This is a genomic window from Nocardioides sp. (assembly GCF_035481145.1).
In the GTDB taxonomy this organism is placed as follows: Bacteria; Actinomycetota; Actinomycetes; order Propionibacteriales; family Nocardioidaceae; genus Nocardioides.
The window spans coordinates 1-13,934 of sequence record NZ_DATIHB010000064.1; the positions used below are offsets into that span (position 1 = coordinate 1).

Below are 13,934 nucleotides of genomic sequence, written 5' to 3' on the forward strand. Positions count from 1 at the left end.
ATCGTCTTCCTCGAGGCCTGGCGCCAGCGCGAGACCGTCGTCTTCGTCGACGGCGTCGTCCTGCCGTGGCTGTACGGCGTGGCCCGCCGCAGCATCCTGCACCGCCGGCGCACGGCGAGTCGTCACCGCGCGGCGCTCGCGCGGCTGCCGCACGACCTCGTGCAGGCCGATCACGCCGACGCGGTGGCGGAGGAGATCGACGACCGCAACCAGCTCGCGGCGATCCAGGAGGCGATGGCCCGGCTGCGGCCGATCGACCGTGACGTGCTCCTGCTCTGCGTGTGGCAGGAGCTCGACTACGCCTCCGCGGCCGTGGCACTCGGAGTACCGGTCGGGACCGTCCGCTCCCGCCTGAGCCGAGCCCGCGAACGACTCCGGGCCGAAGTCGCACCAGACCCCACCACCCGTCCCGTCGACGCCCTCGAGGAGGCGTGATGTCCACGAACCTGAAGCCCATGTCCCAGCAGCGCCACGACGCCATCCGCACGATGCTCGTCGACCACGTCGACACCGAGTCCATCCGCCGCCCAGCCCCCCGCCCGGCGGCGAGCTGGCGCCGGCCGACCCTGATCGGCGTAGCGGCGGCCTCGGTCGTGACAGCCGCAGTCGCGACGACCCTGGTCGTCGCGGACCCGAGTGCGCCACCGTCCTACGCCTCCTGGACCGCCGCGCCCGACTCCTCCGTCGACGACGAGGAGGCCCGCACCGAGTGGCGTTCGCGCTGCACGGACCTGGGCACCGGGGGCATCGGGTTCGTCGGAGTGCCCGTCCCCGACTGGACGCCGCGCGATGTCCTGGTCGACCGACGGGGCGACTTCGTCTTCTGCGTGGACATCGCCCTGGGCAGCGGCACGGAGGAGGAGCCGTTCATCGGGCTGGCGGGGATCCGCGCCGATGAGGGAAGCGACGCGCTCAACACGATGCACGGCGTCGTCCACGACCGGCCGGTCGAGCGACCGTCGACAGAGGAGGTCCTCGTGGTCGGCATGAGCGAGGTGGAGCCCGACCCCGACCCCTCGATCCGCCAGCTGAGCGTCGCCCAGGTCTACGGCCTGGTCGGCTCCGCCGTCACGGGCGTCGACGTCCACCTCGCCAACGGCACGACGGTGACCGCGAGCGTGGCCAACGGGATCTTCGGAGCCTGGTGGCCGACCGAGGAGGGGGCGATCGACGGAGCGACGCTGACGGTCCACATCGGCGACCGCGAGGTCACGGTCGCCCCCACCAGCCCGTTCAGCTGATCAGCCCAGACAGTTCAGCCCAGCGCCGTGGCCGGCTCCGGCCGTAGCTCCACCCGCCACACCACGACCAGGAACCAGACCACCGTCACGATCGCGGCCATGACCCCGATCACGACGAGCAGGCCGGCAGCGCCCCCGACCTGGACCGTCTCGTCGCCGGCGGTGCCGGCCGCGAGCAGGCTCAGCACCGTGAGGCCGAGGTCGAGCCAGCGGATGATGTCGGCTGCGCGCCGGTCGGTGGGGGAGAGGGCGAGGGCGATCAACGCCGTGCAGGTGCCGAAGACGACGCCGGTAAGCGCCACGCCCTCGACCACGCTGAGCACGGTGCCCGGCTCGGAGAGCACCGTGCAGAGGGAGACGAAGGTGCCCGCGATCGCCGAGGCCGCGGCGACGGCGAAGCCGGTGTGTCGACGCGCGAGGCCGAGAAGAACGACCATCGCGAGCACCCAGCCGACCGGATCGCTCACGATGTCGAAGCCGTTGAAGCGCAGGTCGACGAGGACGATGAGGAGGCCGAGGACCAGCATCGCGCGGCCCGGCAGGCCCGGCAGGCCCGGCTGGCCCTGCGCGCCCGACATCACAGCCCCAGGTCCGCGGACTTCAGCGCGGTGATGTGCGCGTCGGGACCCTCGAAGGTGACCTCGGCGACGTCGCCACGGCCGTAGAGGAAGAGGACGAGCTCGGCCACCTCGCCGACGATCACGACCGGGTTCGACCCGCGGCGCAGCTGGAGCGTCGCGCCGGTGTCGGTACGACGGAGCTGCACCGGCACGCCGGCGTCTCGCACGATGACGCGCCCGATGACCGGGAGCGCGCGCCACAGCGCAGTCACGGTGGCACGAGGCAGGGTCCGCGACGCCCACGTCGCGCCCGCGCGGCGGCGTACGTCCTCGTGGTGGACGAAGTACTCGATGGTGTTGGCCAGGACGTCGACGCCGGGCAGCGCCAGCGGCGAACGCGCGGCGCGGACGGCAGCCACCGTCGTCGCGAAGTCGCCGCGGGCCACCCGGGCGACCGCGACGTCGTGCCTGTCGGCGAAGGGCCGGGCGAAGATGCCGACCGCGTTGTGCGGCTGGCGGTCGCGCACGAGCAGGTGGGCCATCAGGTGGCGGACGTCCCACTCGCCGCAGCGCGTGGGCGCATCGGGACCGACAGCCAGGGCGAGGTCGCAGAGCTGGTCGCGCTCGAGGCGTGCGGGAGACCGGGTCATGACGACCACCCTAGGCTCTTGGGAATGCCAGACATGCGTGAGGTGGTTGCGCCCTCGTGAGCACCCCGACATCGACCCTGCGCGAAGGCTTCGCGGTCCTGGGGGTGGCGATCCGGCGCGAGCCGTGGGTCTTCGCCGTCTCGACCTTGGGCAGTGTCCTCTTCGGTGCGCTGACCGTCGCCGACGCGTGGGTGCTCGGCTGGGCGACGGAGCACGCGGTGATCCCCGCCTTCCGCGACGGCGAGATCGGCGCCGGGATCCTGTGGGCGGTGGTCGGCCTCTTCGTCGGCGTCGCGATCCTGCGCGCGGTGGGCATCGTCGCGCGCCGGCTCGGCGCGGGCATCATGCAGTACCGCCTCCAGGCGCACGACCGCCGGGCCGTCACCCGTCAGTACCTCCGGCTCCCGATGGAGTGGCACCAGGGCCACCCCACCGGCGAGCTCCTCTCCAACGCGAACGCCGACGTCGAGGCCGCGTGGAGCCCGATCGCTCCGCTGCCGATGGCGGTCGGCACGGTGGTGATGATGGTGATCGCGATCGGGCAGATGTTCGCCGCCGACCTCGTGCTCGCGCTGATCGGCCTGCTCGTCTTCCCGCTCGTCGTGCTCGCCACGGTCACCTACCAGAACGCCTCCTCGCCGTTGATGACGCACGCCCAGGCGCTCCGCGGGCGGTTGAGCGGGATCGCCCACGAGTCCTTCGAGGGCGCGCAGGTGGTCAAGACCCTGGGCCGCGAGACGTCGGAGACCGAGCGGTTCGCGGCGGTCGCCCACGAGCTGCGCGATGTCAACGTGCGCGCCGGCCGGATCCGCGCGGCGTTCGACCCGGTCATCGCGGCGGTGCCCTCGCTCGGCGTACTCCTCGTCCTCGGCGTCGGGGTGGCCCGGGTCGAGGCCGGACAGACCGACCCCGGTGACGTCGTCACCATCGGCTACCTGCTCACGATCGTGGCGATGCCGATCCGGTCGATCGGGTGGCTGCTCGGCGAGTTCCCTCGCAGCGTCGTGGGCTTCCGGCGGGTCGATCGCGTCCTGTCCGCCACCGGCGAGATGGCGTACGGCGCGTCCACGCTGCCGGCGTCCGGCGCAGCATCGCTCGCGGTCGAGCGGGTGAGCTACGCCTACGAGCCCGGCGCCCCGGTGCTGACCGACATCGACTTCGCGCTGGATCCGGGGCGCTCGGTCGCGCTGGTCGGTGCGACCGCTTCCGGCAAGAGCACGCTGACCACCCTCGTCACCCGGCTCGTCGACCCCGATGCCGGCGCCGTCCGTGTCGACGGCGTGGACCTGCGCGAGCTGTCGGCCGGTGAGCTGGCGCGCTCCGTGGCGGTCGTGCCGCAGGCGGCGTTCCTCTTCGACGACACGGTGCGCGGCAACGTGACACTGGGTGCCGACGTGCCCGACGAGGAGGTCTGGGCTGCCCTGCGGACCGCCCAGGCGGACGGCTTCGTCGCGGCCCTGGCGCACGGGCTCGACACGAAGCTCGGCGAGCGCGGCACCAGCCTCTCCGGCGGGCAGCGCCAGCGGATCTCGCTGGCCCGCGCACTCGTCCGCAAGCCGCGGCTCCTCGTTCTCGACGACGCGACCTCGGCGGTCGACCCCGAGGTGGAGGCGCGCATCCTCGGCGCGCTCCGCGAGGGCACCTCCACGCTCCTCGTGGTCGCCTATCGCAAGGCGACGATCGCGCTGGCCGACGAGGTGCTCCACCTCGCCGACGGCCGGATCGTCGACCGCGGCCCGCACACCGACCTGCTCGCCCGGTCGAGCGCCTACGCCGACCTGGTCAACGCCTACGAGACCCAGGAGGAGGACGCGTGAGCACCACAGCACCCGCCACCGAGCCGGCCGTCGGCACCGGCGCCGAGATCGCCGCGATGGCGACGATCCGGCGTGGCATGCAGATCTCTCCGGAGCTCCGCGAGGGCCTCGGCGTCACGCTGCTGCTCGCCCTGGTCGCGACGGTCGGCCAGGTCGTCGTGCCGATCACCGTGCAGAAGACGGTCGACCACGGCCTCGGCGCGGGAGGCGCCGACGTCGGCTACATGGTGCGGATGGGCCTGCTGGCGACGGTGGCGATCCTCGCGACCGGCGTCGCGTCGTACGTCATGACGAGCCGGCTCTTCACCCAGGCCGAGCGGGGCCTGGCCACGCTGCGGATCAAGGCGTTCCGCCACGTGCACGACCTCCCGCTCCTCACCCAGAACACCGAGCGCCGGGGCGCGCTCGTCTCGCGGGTGACCAGCGACGTCGACCAGGTGAGCCAGTTCCTCGTCTTCGGCGGCGTCTTCGCGATCGTCAGCATCGGACAGATCATCGTCGCGACCGTGATCATGCTCTTCTACAGCTGGCAGCTCTGCCTCGTCGTCTGGATCTGCTTCGCCCCGCTCTTCCTGAGCCTGAAGTGGTTCCAGCAGCGGCTCTCCGACGCCTACGGCGTGGTCCGCGCCCAGGTCGGCGTGATGCTCGGTGCGATCGCGGAGCCGGTCGTCGGCGCCGCCGTCATCCGGGCGTACGCCGTCCAGGCCCGCACGCAGGCCCGCATCGACGAGGCGATCGCAGCCAACCAGGCGGCCGCGACGAGGGCCCAGGGCTTCACTGCGTTCTCGTTCTCGCTGGGAGGCCTCTCCGGGGGCCTGGCGAACGCCGGCGTCATCGTCATCGGCATCTGGCTCGGCTTCGCCGGTGTGCTGAGTGCGGGTGAGGTGATCGCCTTCGCGTTCCTCGTGACCCTCTTCGTCGGGCCGGTGCAGATGGGCACGCAGGTGCTCACCGATGCGCAGAACGCGCTCGCCGGATGGCGCCGCGTGATCGGTGTGCTCGAGACGCCTGCCGAGCTCGTCGACCCCGGCGCCGAGGGGGCGGTCCTGCCGCGCGGCCCGATCGACGTCGAGTTCCGCGACGTCTCGTTCGGTTACCCGGGCGGCCCGCTCGTGCTGCAGGAGATCGACCTGCACGTCGGGGCCGGCACCCGCGTCGCGATCGTCGGCGAGACCGGCTCCGGCAAGTCCACGCTCGCCAAGCTGCTCACCCGCCTGATGGACCCGACGTCAGGCGCGGTGCTGCTCGACGGCGTCGACGTGCGCTCCATCGCCAACGACTCCCTCCGCCGCAGTGTCGTGCTCGTGCCGCAGGAGGGCTTCCTCATCGACGCGACCGTCCGGGCCAACGCCCAGTGGGGGCGCGCGGGGGCGACCGACGAGGCGATCCTCGCGAGTGCGGACGAGCTCGGCATCTCCGACTGGCTCGACTCGCTCCCGCGCGGCCTCGACACCCCCGTCGGCCAGCGCGGCGAGGCGATGAGCGCGGGGGAGCGCCAGCTCGTTGCCCTGCTGCGCGCGCACCTCGCAGACCCCGACCTGCTCGTGCTCGACGAGGCGACCAGCGCCGTCGACCCCCAGCTGGAGATGCGCATGGCGCGTGCCCTCGAGCAGCTGATGTCCGGGCGGACCTCGGTCACCATCGCGCACCGCCTCACCACCGCAGAGAACGCCGACGAGGTCGTCGTGGTCGACCGCGGCCGGATCGTCCAGCGCGGCGCGCACGCCGTGCTGGTCACCCGCCCGGGTCCGTACGCCGACCTGCATGCGAGCTGGGTCGCCCAGCAGGCGCACTAGGCTGGGCGCCGTGAACGACGCGCTCCTCGACCCCGCCATCGCCGCCCGCCTGAAGCGCACCGCGGACGGCCTCGTGCCGGCGATCGCGCAGCAGTTCGACACCGGCGAGGTGCTGATGCTGGGCTGGATGGACGACGAGGCGCTGCGCCGCACGCTCACCACGGGTCGCGCCGTCTACTGGAGCCGCAGTCGCCAGGAGTACTGGGCCAAGGGCGACACCTCCGGTCACGTGCAGCACGTCAAGGAGGTCCGCCTCGACTGCGACGGCGACACGCTCCTGGTGAAGGTCGACCAGACTGGCGCCGCCTGCCACACCGGTGACCGCACCTGCTTCGACGCCGACCTGCTGGGCCCCACGTGACCCGCAGGGGCAGCTTCGGGTCGATCGTCCTCCTCGGGCTCGGCTCCGCAGCGCTGGCGGCCGTCGCGGGCAACAAGCCCTGGATCGAGGTCGGGCCGCCGGGCGGCGAGTGCGAGATCCACGTGGCTCCCGGCGTGAGTTTCTCCACGATCGAGCAGGGCGCGCCGCTGGCCGGCGCACTCGGACTGGTCCTGCTCGCAGCCTGGGGTGTCCTGCTGGTGACGCGCGCCCGCACGCGGCGCGTGGTCGGCGTACTCGCTGTGCTTGCCGCAGGTGGCTTCCTGGCAACCGCGGCGTCGGCGCGCTCGTTCCTCAAGGAGGCAGCGCGCGAGGAGGGTCGCGAGCGCATCGGCACGATGCCCGAGGGCTGCGGCTTCGTCACCGTCCACATGAACAACAGCTGGTGGCTGGTCGCGCTCGCTGCCGGTCTGCTCGCGGTCGTCGCCTCCGTGCTCGCGGTGGTCCTCTGCCGGAGCTGGCCCGAGATGGGCAGCAAGTACGACGCCCCCTCCGCAGGCACGCCGGCCACCGCGGTGCCGCTCGAGCAGCAGTCGAGCGCCGACCTGTGGAAGTCGCTGGACGCAGGCCACGATCCGACCGTTCATTCCGGAAGTGACCCGGAGGCCGACGACGGCCCGTCGGCCTGACTAGACTGTCGCCGCAATCGCTGCACGACGAGGAGAACCACGCGCATGTCTGACTCTCACGGCAACACCCCGGCGGCCTGGACCGCGGTCTTCATCGGACTGGCTGCATTCGTCGTGGGCGGCATCGGCCTGATGTTCACCCCGCTCAACTGGCCCCTCTTCTGGGTCGGTGTCGTGATCCTGGCCATCGCGCCGGTCGCGCTCGTCGTGCTCAACAAGATGGGCTTCGGTGAGGGCACCGGCCACTGAGGCCCTGACGGCCTCGGCCGTGCCCCGCTCACGCCGTTCGCGTGAGCTGGTGGCACCCCTCGGACTCGCTGCGGTGATCGCGGCAGCGAGCGTCGCGCTGCACGTCCGCGACCCCCACGAGCAGGGCTCGTGGGGCTTCTGCCCGTTCCTCGCGTTGACCGGTCACCCCTGCCCGGGTTGCGGCGGCCTGCGCGCGGTCAACGACCTGTCGCACGGCGACCTCGTGGCCGCGGCGTCGAGCAACCTCTACTTCGTGGCGAGCATCCCGCTGCTCGCCTTCGGCTGGCTGGTCTGGGTGCGGCGCGCCTGGGCTGGTGAGCAGGTGCGGGGGCCGAGCCCGCGCCTCGTGGTCGTCGCGCTCGTGCTGCTGGTCGCCTTCGGGATCCTGCGCGTCACGCCCTGGGGTGCCTGGCTCGCGCCATAGCGCGCCTCAGCCCGTAGTCGCCTCAGCCCGTAGCCGCCTCAGACGGGGGAGAGCCAGGTCCACCCCGGCACGTTGCGGGCGAACCAGAAGGTCGTGATGGCGACGAAGAGCGCCCAGACGGCCGCGACGGGGACGCGCGTCGGGTGCAGGCGCCAGCCGGCGGGTCGGCCGGCCACCCGCAGGCCCCAGCCGAGCCAGGCCAGCGCGAGCAGCGGGAGCAGGGCGATCAGGAGCGGGTTGCGGTCGAGCGCCGTGATCGGGTCACCCACGGCGAGCGCGTGGACGGCGCGCAGTGAACCGCACCCGGGACACCAGTGGCCGGTCACGGCAAGGAACGGACAGGTCGGATAGTGACCGGGCTGCTCGGGCGAGACGACGCCGAGCACCGCGACGGCGGCGACGCCCGCGGCGGTGACGCCGGCGAAGACGAAAGCCCCGTGCCCGCGACGGGTCGCGGACACGGGGCTCTCCGTCATCGGACGATGACTCAGTACTGCGTGGTGTCGATGGTGTCGAGGTCGCTGTTGGCAGCGATCACGACGAAGAACACAACGTAGAGCGCCATGACCACCAGGCCGGCAACGGCGGCGATGATCGCGAAGAGCTTCGCCTTGCGCGAGGACTCGAGAGCGCCGTTGGCGTCGCCCGCGGCCCACTTGCCGTTGACCTGGGCTGCGAAGACGATGGACGCGATGCCGAACGGCAGGCAGCAGAAGATCGTCGTGAGGATCGACCACACGAGGTAGTTCGGCGGCGGCGTGCCGGCCGGCTGGCCCACGGGCGCGCCGTACGACGGCGGCGGCGGCGGAGTCTGCTCTGACATGTGTTCCCCCTGGGGACTCGATGCGTCACGCCGAGTGTGACGCAGGTTGCCCCGGACCCTAGCGTCGTGTGGCCCCTGCATGGAACCGCAGCGCGCTGCGTCGGTGGAACCCGCGGTAATCCGCTGGGTGCCGCGTGAGACGCTTGGCCGCGTGAGTGACGCACCAGCAGAGGGCCCCGCAGGGACGACGGTCCTCGACTCGATCATCGCCGGGGTCCGCGAGGACCTCGCCGCCCGCGAGGCCCAGGTCTCCTACGAGGAGGTCTGCGCCGCTGCCAAGGCGGCGCCCGCGCCGCGCGACCCGATGCCGGCGTTCCGCGCGCCGGGCACGAGCGTCATCTCCGAGGTGAAGCGCAAGTCGCCGTCCAAGGGTGACCTCGCCCCGATCGCCGACCCGGCCGCCCTCGCGCAGGCCTACGCCCGCGGCGGCGCCCACGCGATTTCCGTGCTCACCGAGCAGCGCCGCTTCAACGGCTCCCTCGACGACCTCCGCGCCGTGCGCGCCGCTGTCGACACCCCGGTCCTGCGCAAGGACTTCATGGTCACCAGCTACCAGGTGCAGGAGGCCCGCGCGGCCGGCGCTGACCTGGTCCTCCTCATCGTCGCCGCCCTCTCCGACGCCGACCTCACGAGCCTGTACGACGAGGCGACCGGCCTCGGCATGACCGTCCTGGTCGAGGTCCACGACGAGGAGGAGACCCGCCGCGCGGTCGACCTGGGCGCCGAGCTGATCGGCGTCAACGCACGCAACCTCAAGACGCTCGCCGTCGACAACGACACCTTCGGCCGCCTCGCGGCGCTGATCCCCGACGACCGGGTGAAGGTGGCCGAGTCCGGCATCACCAGTCCCGCCGACGTCGAGCGGTTTGCCCGCGAGGGTGCGCGGGTCGTGCTGGTCGGCGAGGCCCTCGTGAAGGACGGCGACCCGGAGGCCGCCGTCCGTTCCATGACCGGACTGACGGGAGAGGACGCATGACCGAGAAGCTTCAGTGGGACGCCGACCAGTTCGGCTGGTTCGGTGGCGAGGGCGCGTGGGGCGGCCGGTTCATGCCCGAGGCCCTCGTCGCCGCACTCGACGAGCTCACTGTCGCCTACACCGAGGCGATGGCCGACCCTGAGTTCGTCACGACCTTCGAGGACGCCCTCGTCGACTACGCCAACGTGCCGAGCCCGCTCTACGAGGCGAAGCACCTCTCCGAGCAGTACGGCGTGAGGATCCTGCTCAAGCGCGAGGACCTCAACCACACCGGCGCCCACAAGATCCGCAACGTGCTCGGCCAGGCGCTGCTCACCAAGCGCATGGGCAAGTCGCGCGTGATCGCCGAGACAGGTGCCGGCCAGCACGGCGTCGCCTCCGCCACGGCAGCGGCCTACTTCGGGCTCGACTGCACGGTCTACATGGGCCGCGTCGACACCGAGCGCCAGGCGCTCAACGTCGCCCGCATGGAGCTGCTCGGCGCGAAGGTCATTCCCGTCGAGTCCGGCTCGGCCACGCTCAAGGACGCCATCAACGAAGCGCTGCGCGACTGGGTCGCGAGCGTCGACCACACGGCGTACCTCTTCGGCACGGCGGCGGGCCCGCACCCGTTCCCGAGCATGGTCCGCGACTTCACCCGCGGCATCGGCGACGAGGCCCGTGCCCAGTGCCTGGAGACGTACGGCCGGCTCCCCGATGCCGTCGCCGCGTGCGTCGGTGGCGGTTCCAACGCGATCGGCCTCTTCACGGCCTTCCTGGACGACGCCGACACCGCGATCTACGGCTACGAGGCGGCTGGTGACGGCATCGAGACCGGCCGGCATGCAGCGACGATCGCGGCAGGTGGCGCGGGCGTGCTGCACGGCGCCCGCACCTACGTGCTGCAGGACGACGACGGCCAGACCATCGAGTCGCACTCGATCTCGGCCGGCCTCGACTACCCGGGCGTCGGCCCGCAGCACGCGTGGCTCGCCTCGAGCGGCCGCGCCACGTACGAGGGCGTCACCGACACGGAGGCCATGGAGGCGTTCCAGCTCCTGGCTCGCACCGAGGGCATCATCCCCGCGATCGAGTCGAGCCACGCGCTTGCCGGCGCGCTCCGGCTCGCGCCGGAGCTCGCCGCCGAGAAGGGCTCCGACGCGATCCTGCTGGTCAACCTCTCGGGCCGTGGCGACAAGGACATGGGCACCGCGCTCGACTACTTCGAGCTCGCCTCGTCGAAGAAGGGTGAGACCAAGTGACGACGACTGCGAGCGCGTTCGCGCGCGCCAAGGCCGAGGGCCGCGCCGCGCTCGTCGGCTACCTGCCCGCCGGCTTCCCGGACCTCGACGGCTCGATCGAGGCGCTCACGGTGATGGTCGAGCACGGCTGCGACGTCATCGAGATCGGCCTGCCCTACACCGATCCGGTCATGGACGGCCCGATCATCCAGGCCGCCGCCCAGCAGGCGCTCGACGGCGGCACGCGCACCAAGCAGGTCCTCGAGGCCGTCGAGGCCGTCGCGAAGGCGGGCGCACCCACGCTCGTGATGACCTACTGGGGACCCATCGAGCGCTACGGGGTCGGCCAGTTCGCCGCCGACCTGGCCAACGCCGGGGGAGCGGGCCTGATCACGCCCGACATCACCCCGGACTTCGGTGCCGAGTGGATCGCCGCCGCCGACGAGCACGACCTCGACAAGGTCTTCCTGGTCGCCCCCTCGAGCACCGACGCACGCATCGCGATGACGACCGCCGCGAGTCGCGGCTTCGTCTACGCCACCGGCGTCATGGGCGTCACCGGCGGCAAGCAGGCCACTGCTGACATCGTCCGCCCGCTCATCGAGCGGACCAAGGCGACCACCGACCTGCCCGTCGGCGTCGGCGTCGGCGTCAGCACGGGCGCCCAGGCTGCCCAGTTCGCCGAGTACGCCGACGGTGTCATCGTCGGATCGGCCTTCGTGCGCACGCTGCTCGACGCGCCCGACCGGGCGACGGGCCTGCGCAACCTGGCCTCACTCACCGAGGAGCTGGCTGCCGGAGTCCGCGGCCGTGGCTGACCGACGTCTCCGCCGCACGTTCGGTGCGGCAGCGGTCGCGGTCGCGCTCACCGGCTGTGCGGCGGCGCCCGACGCGTCCGAGTTCCACGGGTCGCGCATCCCGCAGCCATGGACGATCCCCGCGACCGAGCTGAGCGCCACCCACGACGGCTCCTGGTCGGCGACGACCGAGAAGGCGCCGCTGACGCTGGTCTTCTTCGGCTACACCAACTGCCCCGACGTCTGCAGCCAGGAGATGGCCGACATCACCTCGGCGCTGGTCCGGATCCCGGAGCAGCAGCGCCACGACGTCGAGGTCGTCTTCATCACCACCGACCCCAAGCGCGACTCCGTGCTGGCGCTGGAGCGCTACCTCGGCGCCTTCGACCCGGCGTACGTCGGCGTCACGGGTTCGGCGCAGGACCTGACCGCGATGGCCGAGGCGTTCAAGGCCTACGGGGCGAAGTCCGGTCCGGGAGGCCAGGGTGCCCCCGACAGCAACAACCCCGGGCGCAGCGGCTACCTCGTCGAGCACACCGACTACACCTACGCCATGCAGGAGGGGCAGGCCACGGCGTTCTGGAACCGTGACGTGACTGCCCAGCAGCTCGCCCAGGACATCAGCAGTCTCCTCGAGGAGTGACGTGAACGCCCTGACCGCTCCGTTCGTGAGCCTCAGCATCCCCAGCCCGGCACAGGGGATCTGGCACCTCGGCCCGGTGCCGATCCGCGCCTACGCGCTCTGCATCATCCTCGGCATCATCGCCGCGGTCTGGATCGGCGAACGCCGCTGGGTCGCCCGCGGCGGCAAGGCCGGAGAGATCCAGGACCTCGCCCTGTGGGCGGTGCCGTTCGGCATCATCGGCGGTCGGCTCTACCACGTCATCACCGACCACGACCTCTACTTCGGCGAGGGCAAGAACGCCGTCGACGCCCTCAAGATCTGGCAGGGCGGCCTCGGCATCTGGGGCGCGATCATCCTCGGTGCGATCGGTGTGGTGATCGGTGGCCGCGTGATGGGCATCCGGGTCCTGCCCGCGCTCGACGCGCTCGCGCCCGGTGTCCTCGTCGCGCAGGCGATCGGTCGCTTCGGCAACTGGTTCAACCAGGAGCTCTTCGGCAAGCCGACCGACCTGCCGTGGGCCCTCGAGATCGATCGCGACCATCGCCCGCCCGGCTACGAGGACGTCGCGACGTTCCACCCGACGTTCCTCTACGAGGCGCTGTGGTGCCTGGCGGCGTTCGCGGTGATCATCCTGCTCGACCGCCGCTTCCGGCTCGGTCACGGCAAGGTCGTGGCGCTCTACGCGTTGCTCTACACCGCCGGCCGCGGCTGGATCGAGACGCTGCGCATCGACCCGGTCGAGCTCCAGGACGTGGGCGGCCTCCGCTTCAACGTCTGGATGTCGATGGTGGTCTTCGCCCTCGCTGCGGGGTACCTCCTGTGGGCAGCCCGCACCCGCCCGGGCCGAGAGGAGAGCATCTACCGTGGAGGACATGAGCACGACGGAGTCGCCGAGCGAGCCGGCACCGACTGACCACAGCCACCCCGACGTCAACGGCGGCTGGCTGCGCCCGGCCGTCTTCGGGGCGATGGACGGTCTGGTCTCCAACGCCGCACTGATCGCCGGTGTCGCCGGAGGCACGCGCGACCACACCGACGCCAGCGCGGTCGTCCTCGCGGGGCTGGCAGGTCTGGCCGCCGGCGCGTTCTCGATGGCGGCGGGGGAGTACGCCTCGGTCGCGAGCCAGTCCGAGGCCGCCGAGCTCGAGATCGAACGGGAGCGCCAGGAGATCCTGGAGAACCCGGCCGGCGAGGAGGCCGAGCTCGCCGACATGCTCCGGATGCGCGGCGTCGACAGTGAGACGGCCGAGCGGGCGGCGGCCCAGATGCACCGTGACGTCGACTCGGCCGTCGAGGTGCACAGCCTCGCCGAGTTCGGCGTCACCTCCGACGACCTCGCCTCCCCGGTCGTGGCGGCGGTGAGCTCGTTCATCTCGTTCGCCCTCGGTGCGCTCGTGCCTGTGCTTCCCTATCTGCTCGGTGCCACCGTGCTCACCCCGGCGATCGTGCTGACGCTCGTCGCGCTCTTCGTCTGCGGCGCGGTCGTCACCCGGCTCACCACGCGGCCGTGGTGGTTCGGCGGACTGCGCCAGGTCGTGCTCGGCGGAGCGGCGTTCGCGCTGACCTACGCCGTGGGTGTCGCCGTCGGTGGCACGGTCTGAGACACGGGTCACTCCGGCCCCGGGGGTCGGTTCACGACGGGCGTCGAAACCGCTCGCGGTGGTAGCCTGACCTTTCCGCTAGGGCCAACGTCGTCCCCTGCGGTTCCCTTTTGCTTCTTGCATTGCCGATTCGCCGTGCCCTCGGGG

The 13,934-nt window shown here is 71.9% G+C and carries 18 protein-coding genes; 14 read left to right on the forward strand and 4 right to left on the reverse strand.

Going from position 1 to position 13,934, the window contains the following annotated elements:
• Together VLF38_RS05230 and VLF38_RS05235 are read left to right on the forward strand one after the other, a co-directional pair.
• Positions 1-435, forward strand: a 435-nt coding sequence (locus VLF38_RS05230) for an RNA polymerase sigma factor (RefSeq protein ID WP_325270226.1), incomplete at its 5' end; no start/stop codon positions are given.
• On the forward strand, positions 435-1,241 hold the full coding sequence (locus VLF38_RS05235) for a hypothetical protein (protein ID WP_325270227.1): 807 nt from the start codon (positions 435-437) through the stop codon (positions 1,239-1,241). The genes VLF38_RS05230 and VLF38_RS05235, both read left to right, overlap by 1 nt.
• A gap of 14 nt (positions 1,242-1,255) precedes the next feature.
• On the opposite strand, the gene VLF38_RS05240 is transcribed toward VLF38_RS05235, so the two are convergent.
• Positions 1,256-1,819 carry a hypothetical protein gene (locus VLF38_RS05240; protein WP_325270228.1) on the reverse strand — a complete coding sequence of 188 codons (564 nt, stop codon included), beginning with the start codon at positions 1,817-1,819 and terminating at the stop codon, positions 1,256-1,258.
• Entirely contained in the window at positions 1,819-2,451 is a 633-nt protein-coding gene (locus tag VLF38_RS05245) for a TIGR03085 family metal-binding protein (protein WP_325270229.1), read from the reverse strand. The genes VLF38_RS05240 and VLF38_RS05245 overlap by 1 nt, the downstream gene beginning before the upstream one ends.
• Before the next feature lie 56 nt (positions 2,452-2,507).
• Between VLF38_RS05245 and VLF38_RS05250 the strand changes: the two genes are divergently transcribed.
• Genes VLF38_RS05250 through VLF38_RS05275 form a run of 6 tightly spaced genes read left to right on the forward strand, consistent with a single transcriptional unit; the run spans position 2,508 to position 7,745 of the window.
• Positions 2,508-4,268, forward strand: coding sequence for an ABC transporter ATP-binding protein (locus VLF38_RS05250; protein WP_325270230.1), 1,761 nt, complete (start codon positions 2,508-2,510; stop codon positions 4,266-4,268).
• On the forward strand, positions 4,265-6,064 hold the full coding sequence (locus tag VLF38_RS05255; protein ID WP_325270231.1) for an ABC transporter ATP-binding protein: 1,800 nt from the start codon (positions 4,265-4,267) through the stop codon (positions 6,062-6,064). Before VLF38_RS05250 ends, VLF38_RS05255 begins: the two co-directional genes overlap by 4 nt.
• A 10-nt stretch (positions 6,065-6,074) precedes the next feature.
• Positions 6,075-6,425 carry a phosphoribosyl-AMP cyclohydrolase gene (gene hisI / locus VLF38_RS05260; RefSeq protein WP_325270232.1) on the forward strand — a complete coding sequence of 117 codons (351 nt, stop codon included), beginning with the start codon at positions 6,075-6,077 and terminating at the stop codon, positions 6,423-6,425.
• Positions 6,422-7,072: a Trp biosynthesis-associated membrane protein gene (locus tag VLF38_RS05265; RefSeq protein WP_325270233.1), complete on the forward strand. Its 651-nt coding sequence runs from the start codon at positions 6,422-6,424 to the stop codon at positions 7,070-7,072. The genes hisI and VLF38_RS05265 overlap by 4 nt, the downstream gene beginning before the upstream one ends.
• A gap of 45 nt (positions 7,073-7,117) precedes the next feature.
• Positions 7,118-7,321, forward strand: coding sequence for an HGxxPAAW family protein (locus tag VLF38_RS05270; RefSeq protein ID WP_325270234.1), 204 nt, complete (start codon positions 7,118-7,120; stop codon positions 7,319-7,321).
• A gap of 49 nt (positions 7,322-7,370) precedes the next feature.
• Positions 7,371-7,745 (forward strand): DUF2752 domain-containing protein, encoded by a 375-nt coding sequence (locus VLF38_RS05275; RefSeq protein WP_325270235.1) that lies wholly within the window; start codon positions 7,371-7,373, stop codon positions 7,743-7,745.
• A gap of 38 nt (positions 7,746-7,783) precedes the next feature.
• Here VLF38_RS05275 and VLF38_RS05280 read toward each other — a convergent pair whose 3' ends face one another.
• Together VLF38_RS05280 and VLF38_RS05285 are read right to left on the reverse strand one after the other, a co-directional pair.
• Positions 7,784-8,206, reverse strand: coding sequence for a DUF2752 domain-containing protein (locus tag VLF38_RS05280; RefSeq protein ID WP_325270236.1), 423 nt, complete (start codon positions 8,204-8,206; stop codon positions 7,784-7,786).
• A gap of 26 nt (positions 8,207-8,232) precedes the next feature.
• Positions 8,233-8,568 carry a CD225/dispanin family protein gene (locus VLF38_RS05285; RefSeq protein WP_325270237.1) on the reverse strand — a complete coding sequence of 112 codons (336 nt, stop codon included), beginning with the start codon at positions 8,566-8,568 and terminating at the stop codon, positions 8,233-8,235.
• 151 nt (positions 8,569-8,719) lie between these two features.
• On the opposite strand from VLF38_RS05285, the gene trpC reads away from it, so the two are divergent.
• Genes trpC through VLF38_RS05315 form a run of 6 tightly spaced genes read left to right on the forward strand, consistent with a single transcriptional unit; the run spans position 8,720 to position 13,787 of the window.
• Positions 8,720-9,544, forward strand: a complete 825-nt coding sequence (gene trpC, locus VLF38_RS05290) for an indole-3-glycerol phosphate synthase TrpC (RefSeq protein WP_325270238.1) — start codon at positions 8,720-8,722, stop codon at positions 9,542-9,544.
• Positions 9,541-10,785, forward strand: a complete 1,245-nt coding sequence (gene trpB, locus VLF38_RS05295; RefSeq protein WP_325270239.1) for a tryptophan synthase subunit beta — start codon at positions 9,541-9,543, stop codon at positions 10,783-10,785. The genes trpC and trpB overlap by 4 nt, the downstream gene beginning before the upstream one ends.
• Positions 10,782-11,582: a tryptophan synthase subunit alpha gene (gene trpA / locus VLF38_RS05300; RefSeq protein ID WP_325270240.1), complete on the forward strand. Its 801-nt coding sequence runs from the start codon at positions 10,782-10,784 to the stop codon at positions 11,580-11,582. Before trpB ends, trpA begins: the two co-directional genes overlap by 4 nt.
• Positions 11,575-12,204 (forward strand): SCO family protein, encoded by a 630-nt coding sequence (locus tag VLF38_RS05305; protein ID WP_325270241.1) that lies wholly within the window; start codon positions 11,575-11,577, stop codon positions 12,202-12,204. The genes trpA and VLF38_RS05305 overlap by 8 nt, the downstream gene beginning before the upstream one ends.
• 1 nt (position 12,205) lies before the next feature.
• Positions 12,206-13,099: a prolipoprotein diacylglyceryl transferase gene (gene lgt, locus VLF38_RS05310; protein WP_325270242.1), complete on the forward strand. Its 894-nt coding sequence runs from the start codon at positions 12,206-12,208 to the stop codon at positions 13,097-13,099.
• Positions 13,059-13,787 (forward strand): VIT1/CCC1 transporter family protein, encoded by a 729-nt coding sequence (locus tag VLF38_RS05315; protein WP_325270243.1) that lies wholly within the window; start codon positions 13,059-13,061, stop codon positions 13,785-13,787. Before lgt ends, VLF38_RS05315 begins: the two co-directional genes overlap by 41 nt.
• Positions 13,788-13,934 lie beyond the last annotated feature (147 nt).

Bases quoted from the DNA above. Each gene is read 5' to 3' on its own strand.
- VLF38_RS05285 (WP_325270237.1), bottom strand. From the start codon at position 8,568: ATGTCAGAGCAGACTCCGCCGCCGCCGCCGTCGTACGGCGCGCCCGTG.
- VLF38_RS05240 (WP_325270228.1), bottom strand. From the start codon at position 1,819: ATGTCGGGCGCGCAGGGCCAGCCGGGCCTGCCGGGCCTGCCGGGCCGC.
- VLF38_RS05315 (WP_325270243.1), top strand. From the start codon at position 13,059: ATGAGCACGACGGAGTCGCCGAGCGAGCCGGCACCGACTGACCACAGC.
- VLF38_RS05235 (WP_325270227.1), top strand. From the start codon at position 435: ATGTCCACGAACCTGAAGCCCATGTCCCAGCAGCGCCACGACGCCATC.
- trpB (WP_325270239.1), top strand. From the start codon at position 9,541: ATGACCGAGAAGCTTCAGTGGGACGCCGACCAGTTCGGCTGGTTCGGT.
- VLF38_RS05245 (WP_325270229.1), bottom strand. From the start codon at position 2,451: ATGACCCGGTCTCCCGCACGCCTCGAGCGCGACCAGCTCTGCGACCTC.
- VLF38_RS05270 (WP_325270234.1), top strand. From the start codon at position 7,118: ATGTCTGACTCTCACGGCAACACCCCGGCGGCCTGGACCGCGGTCTTC.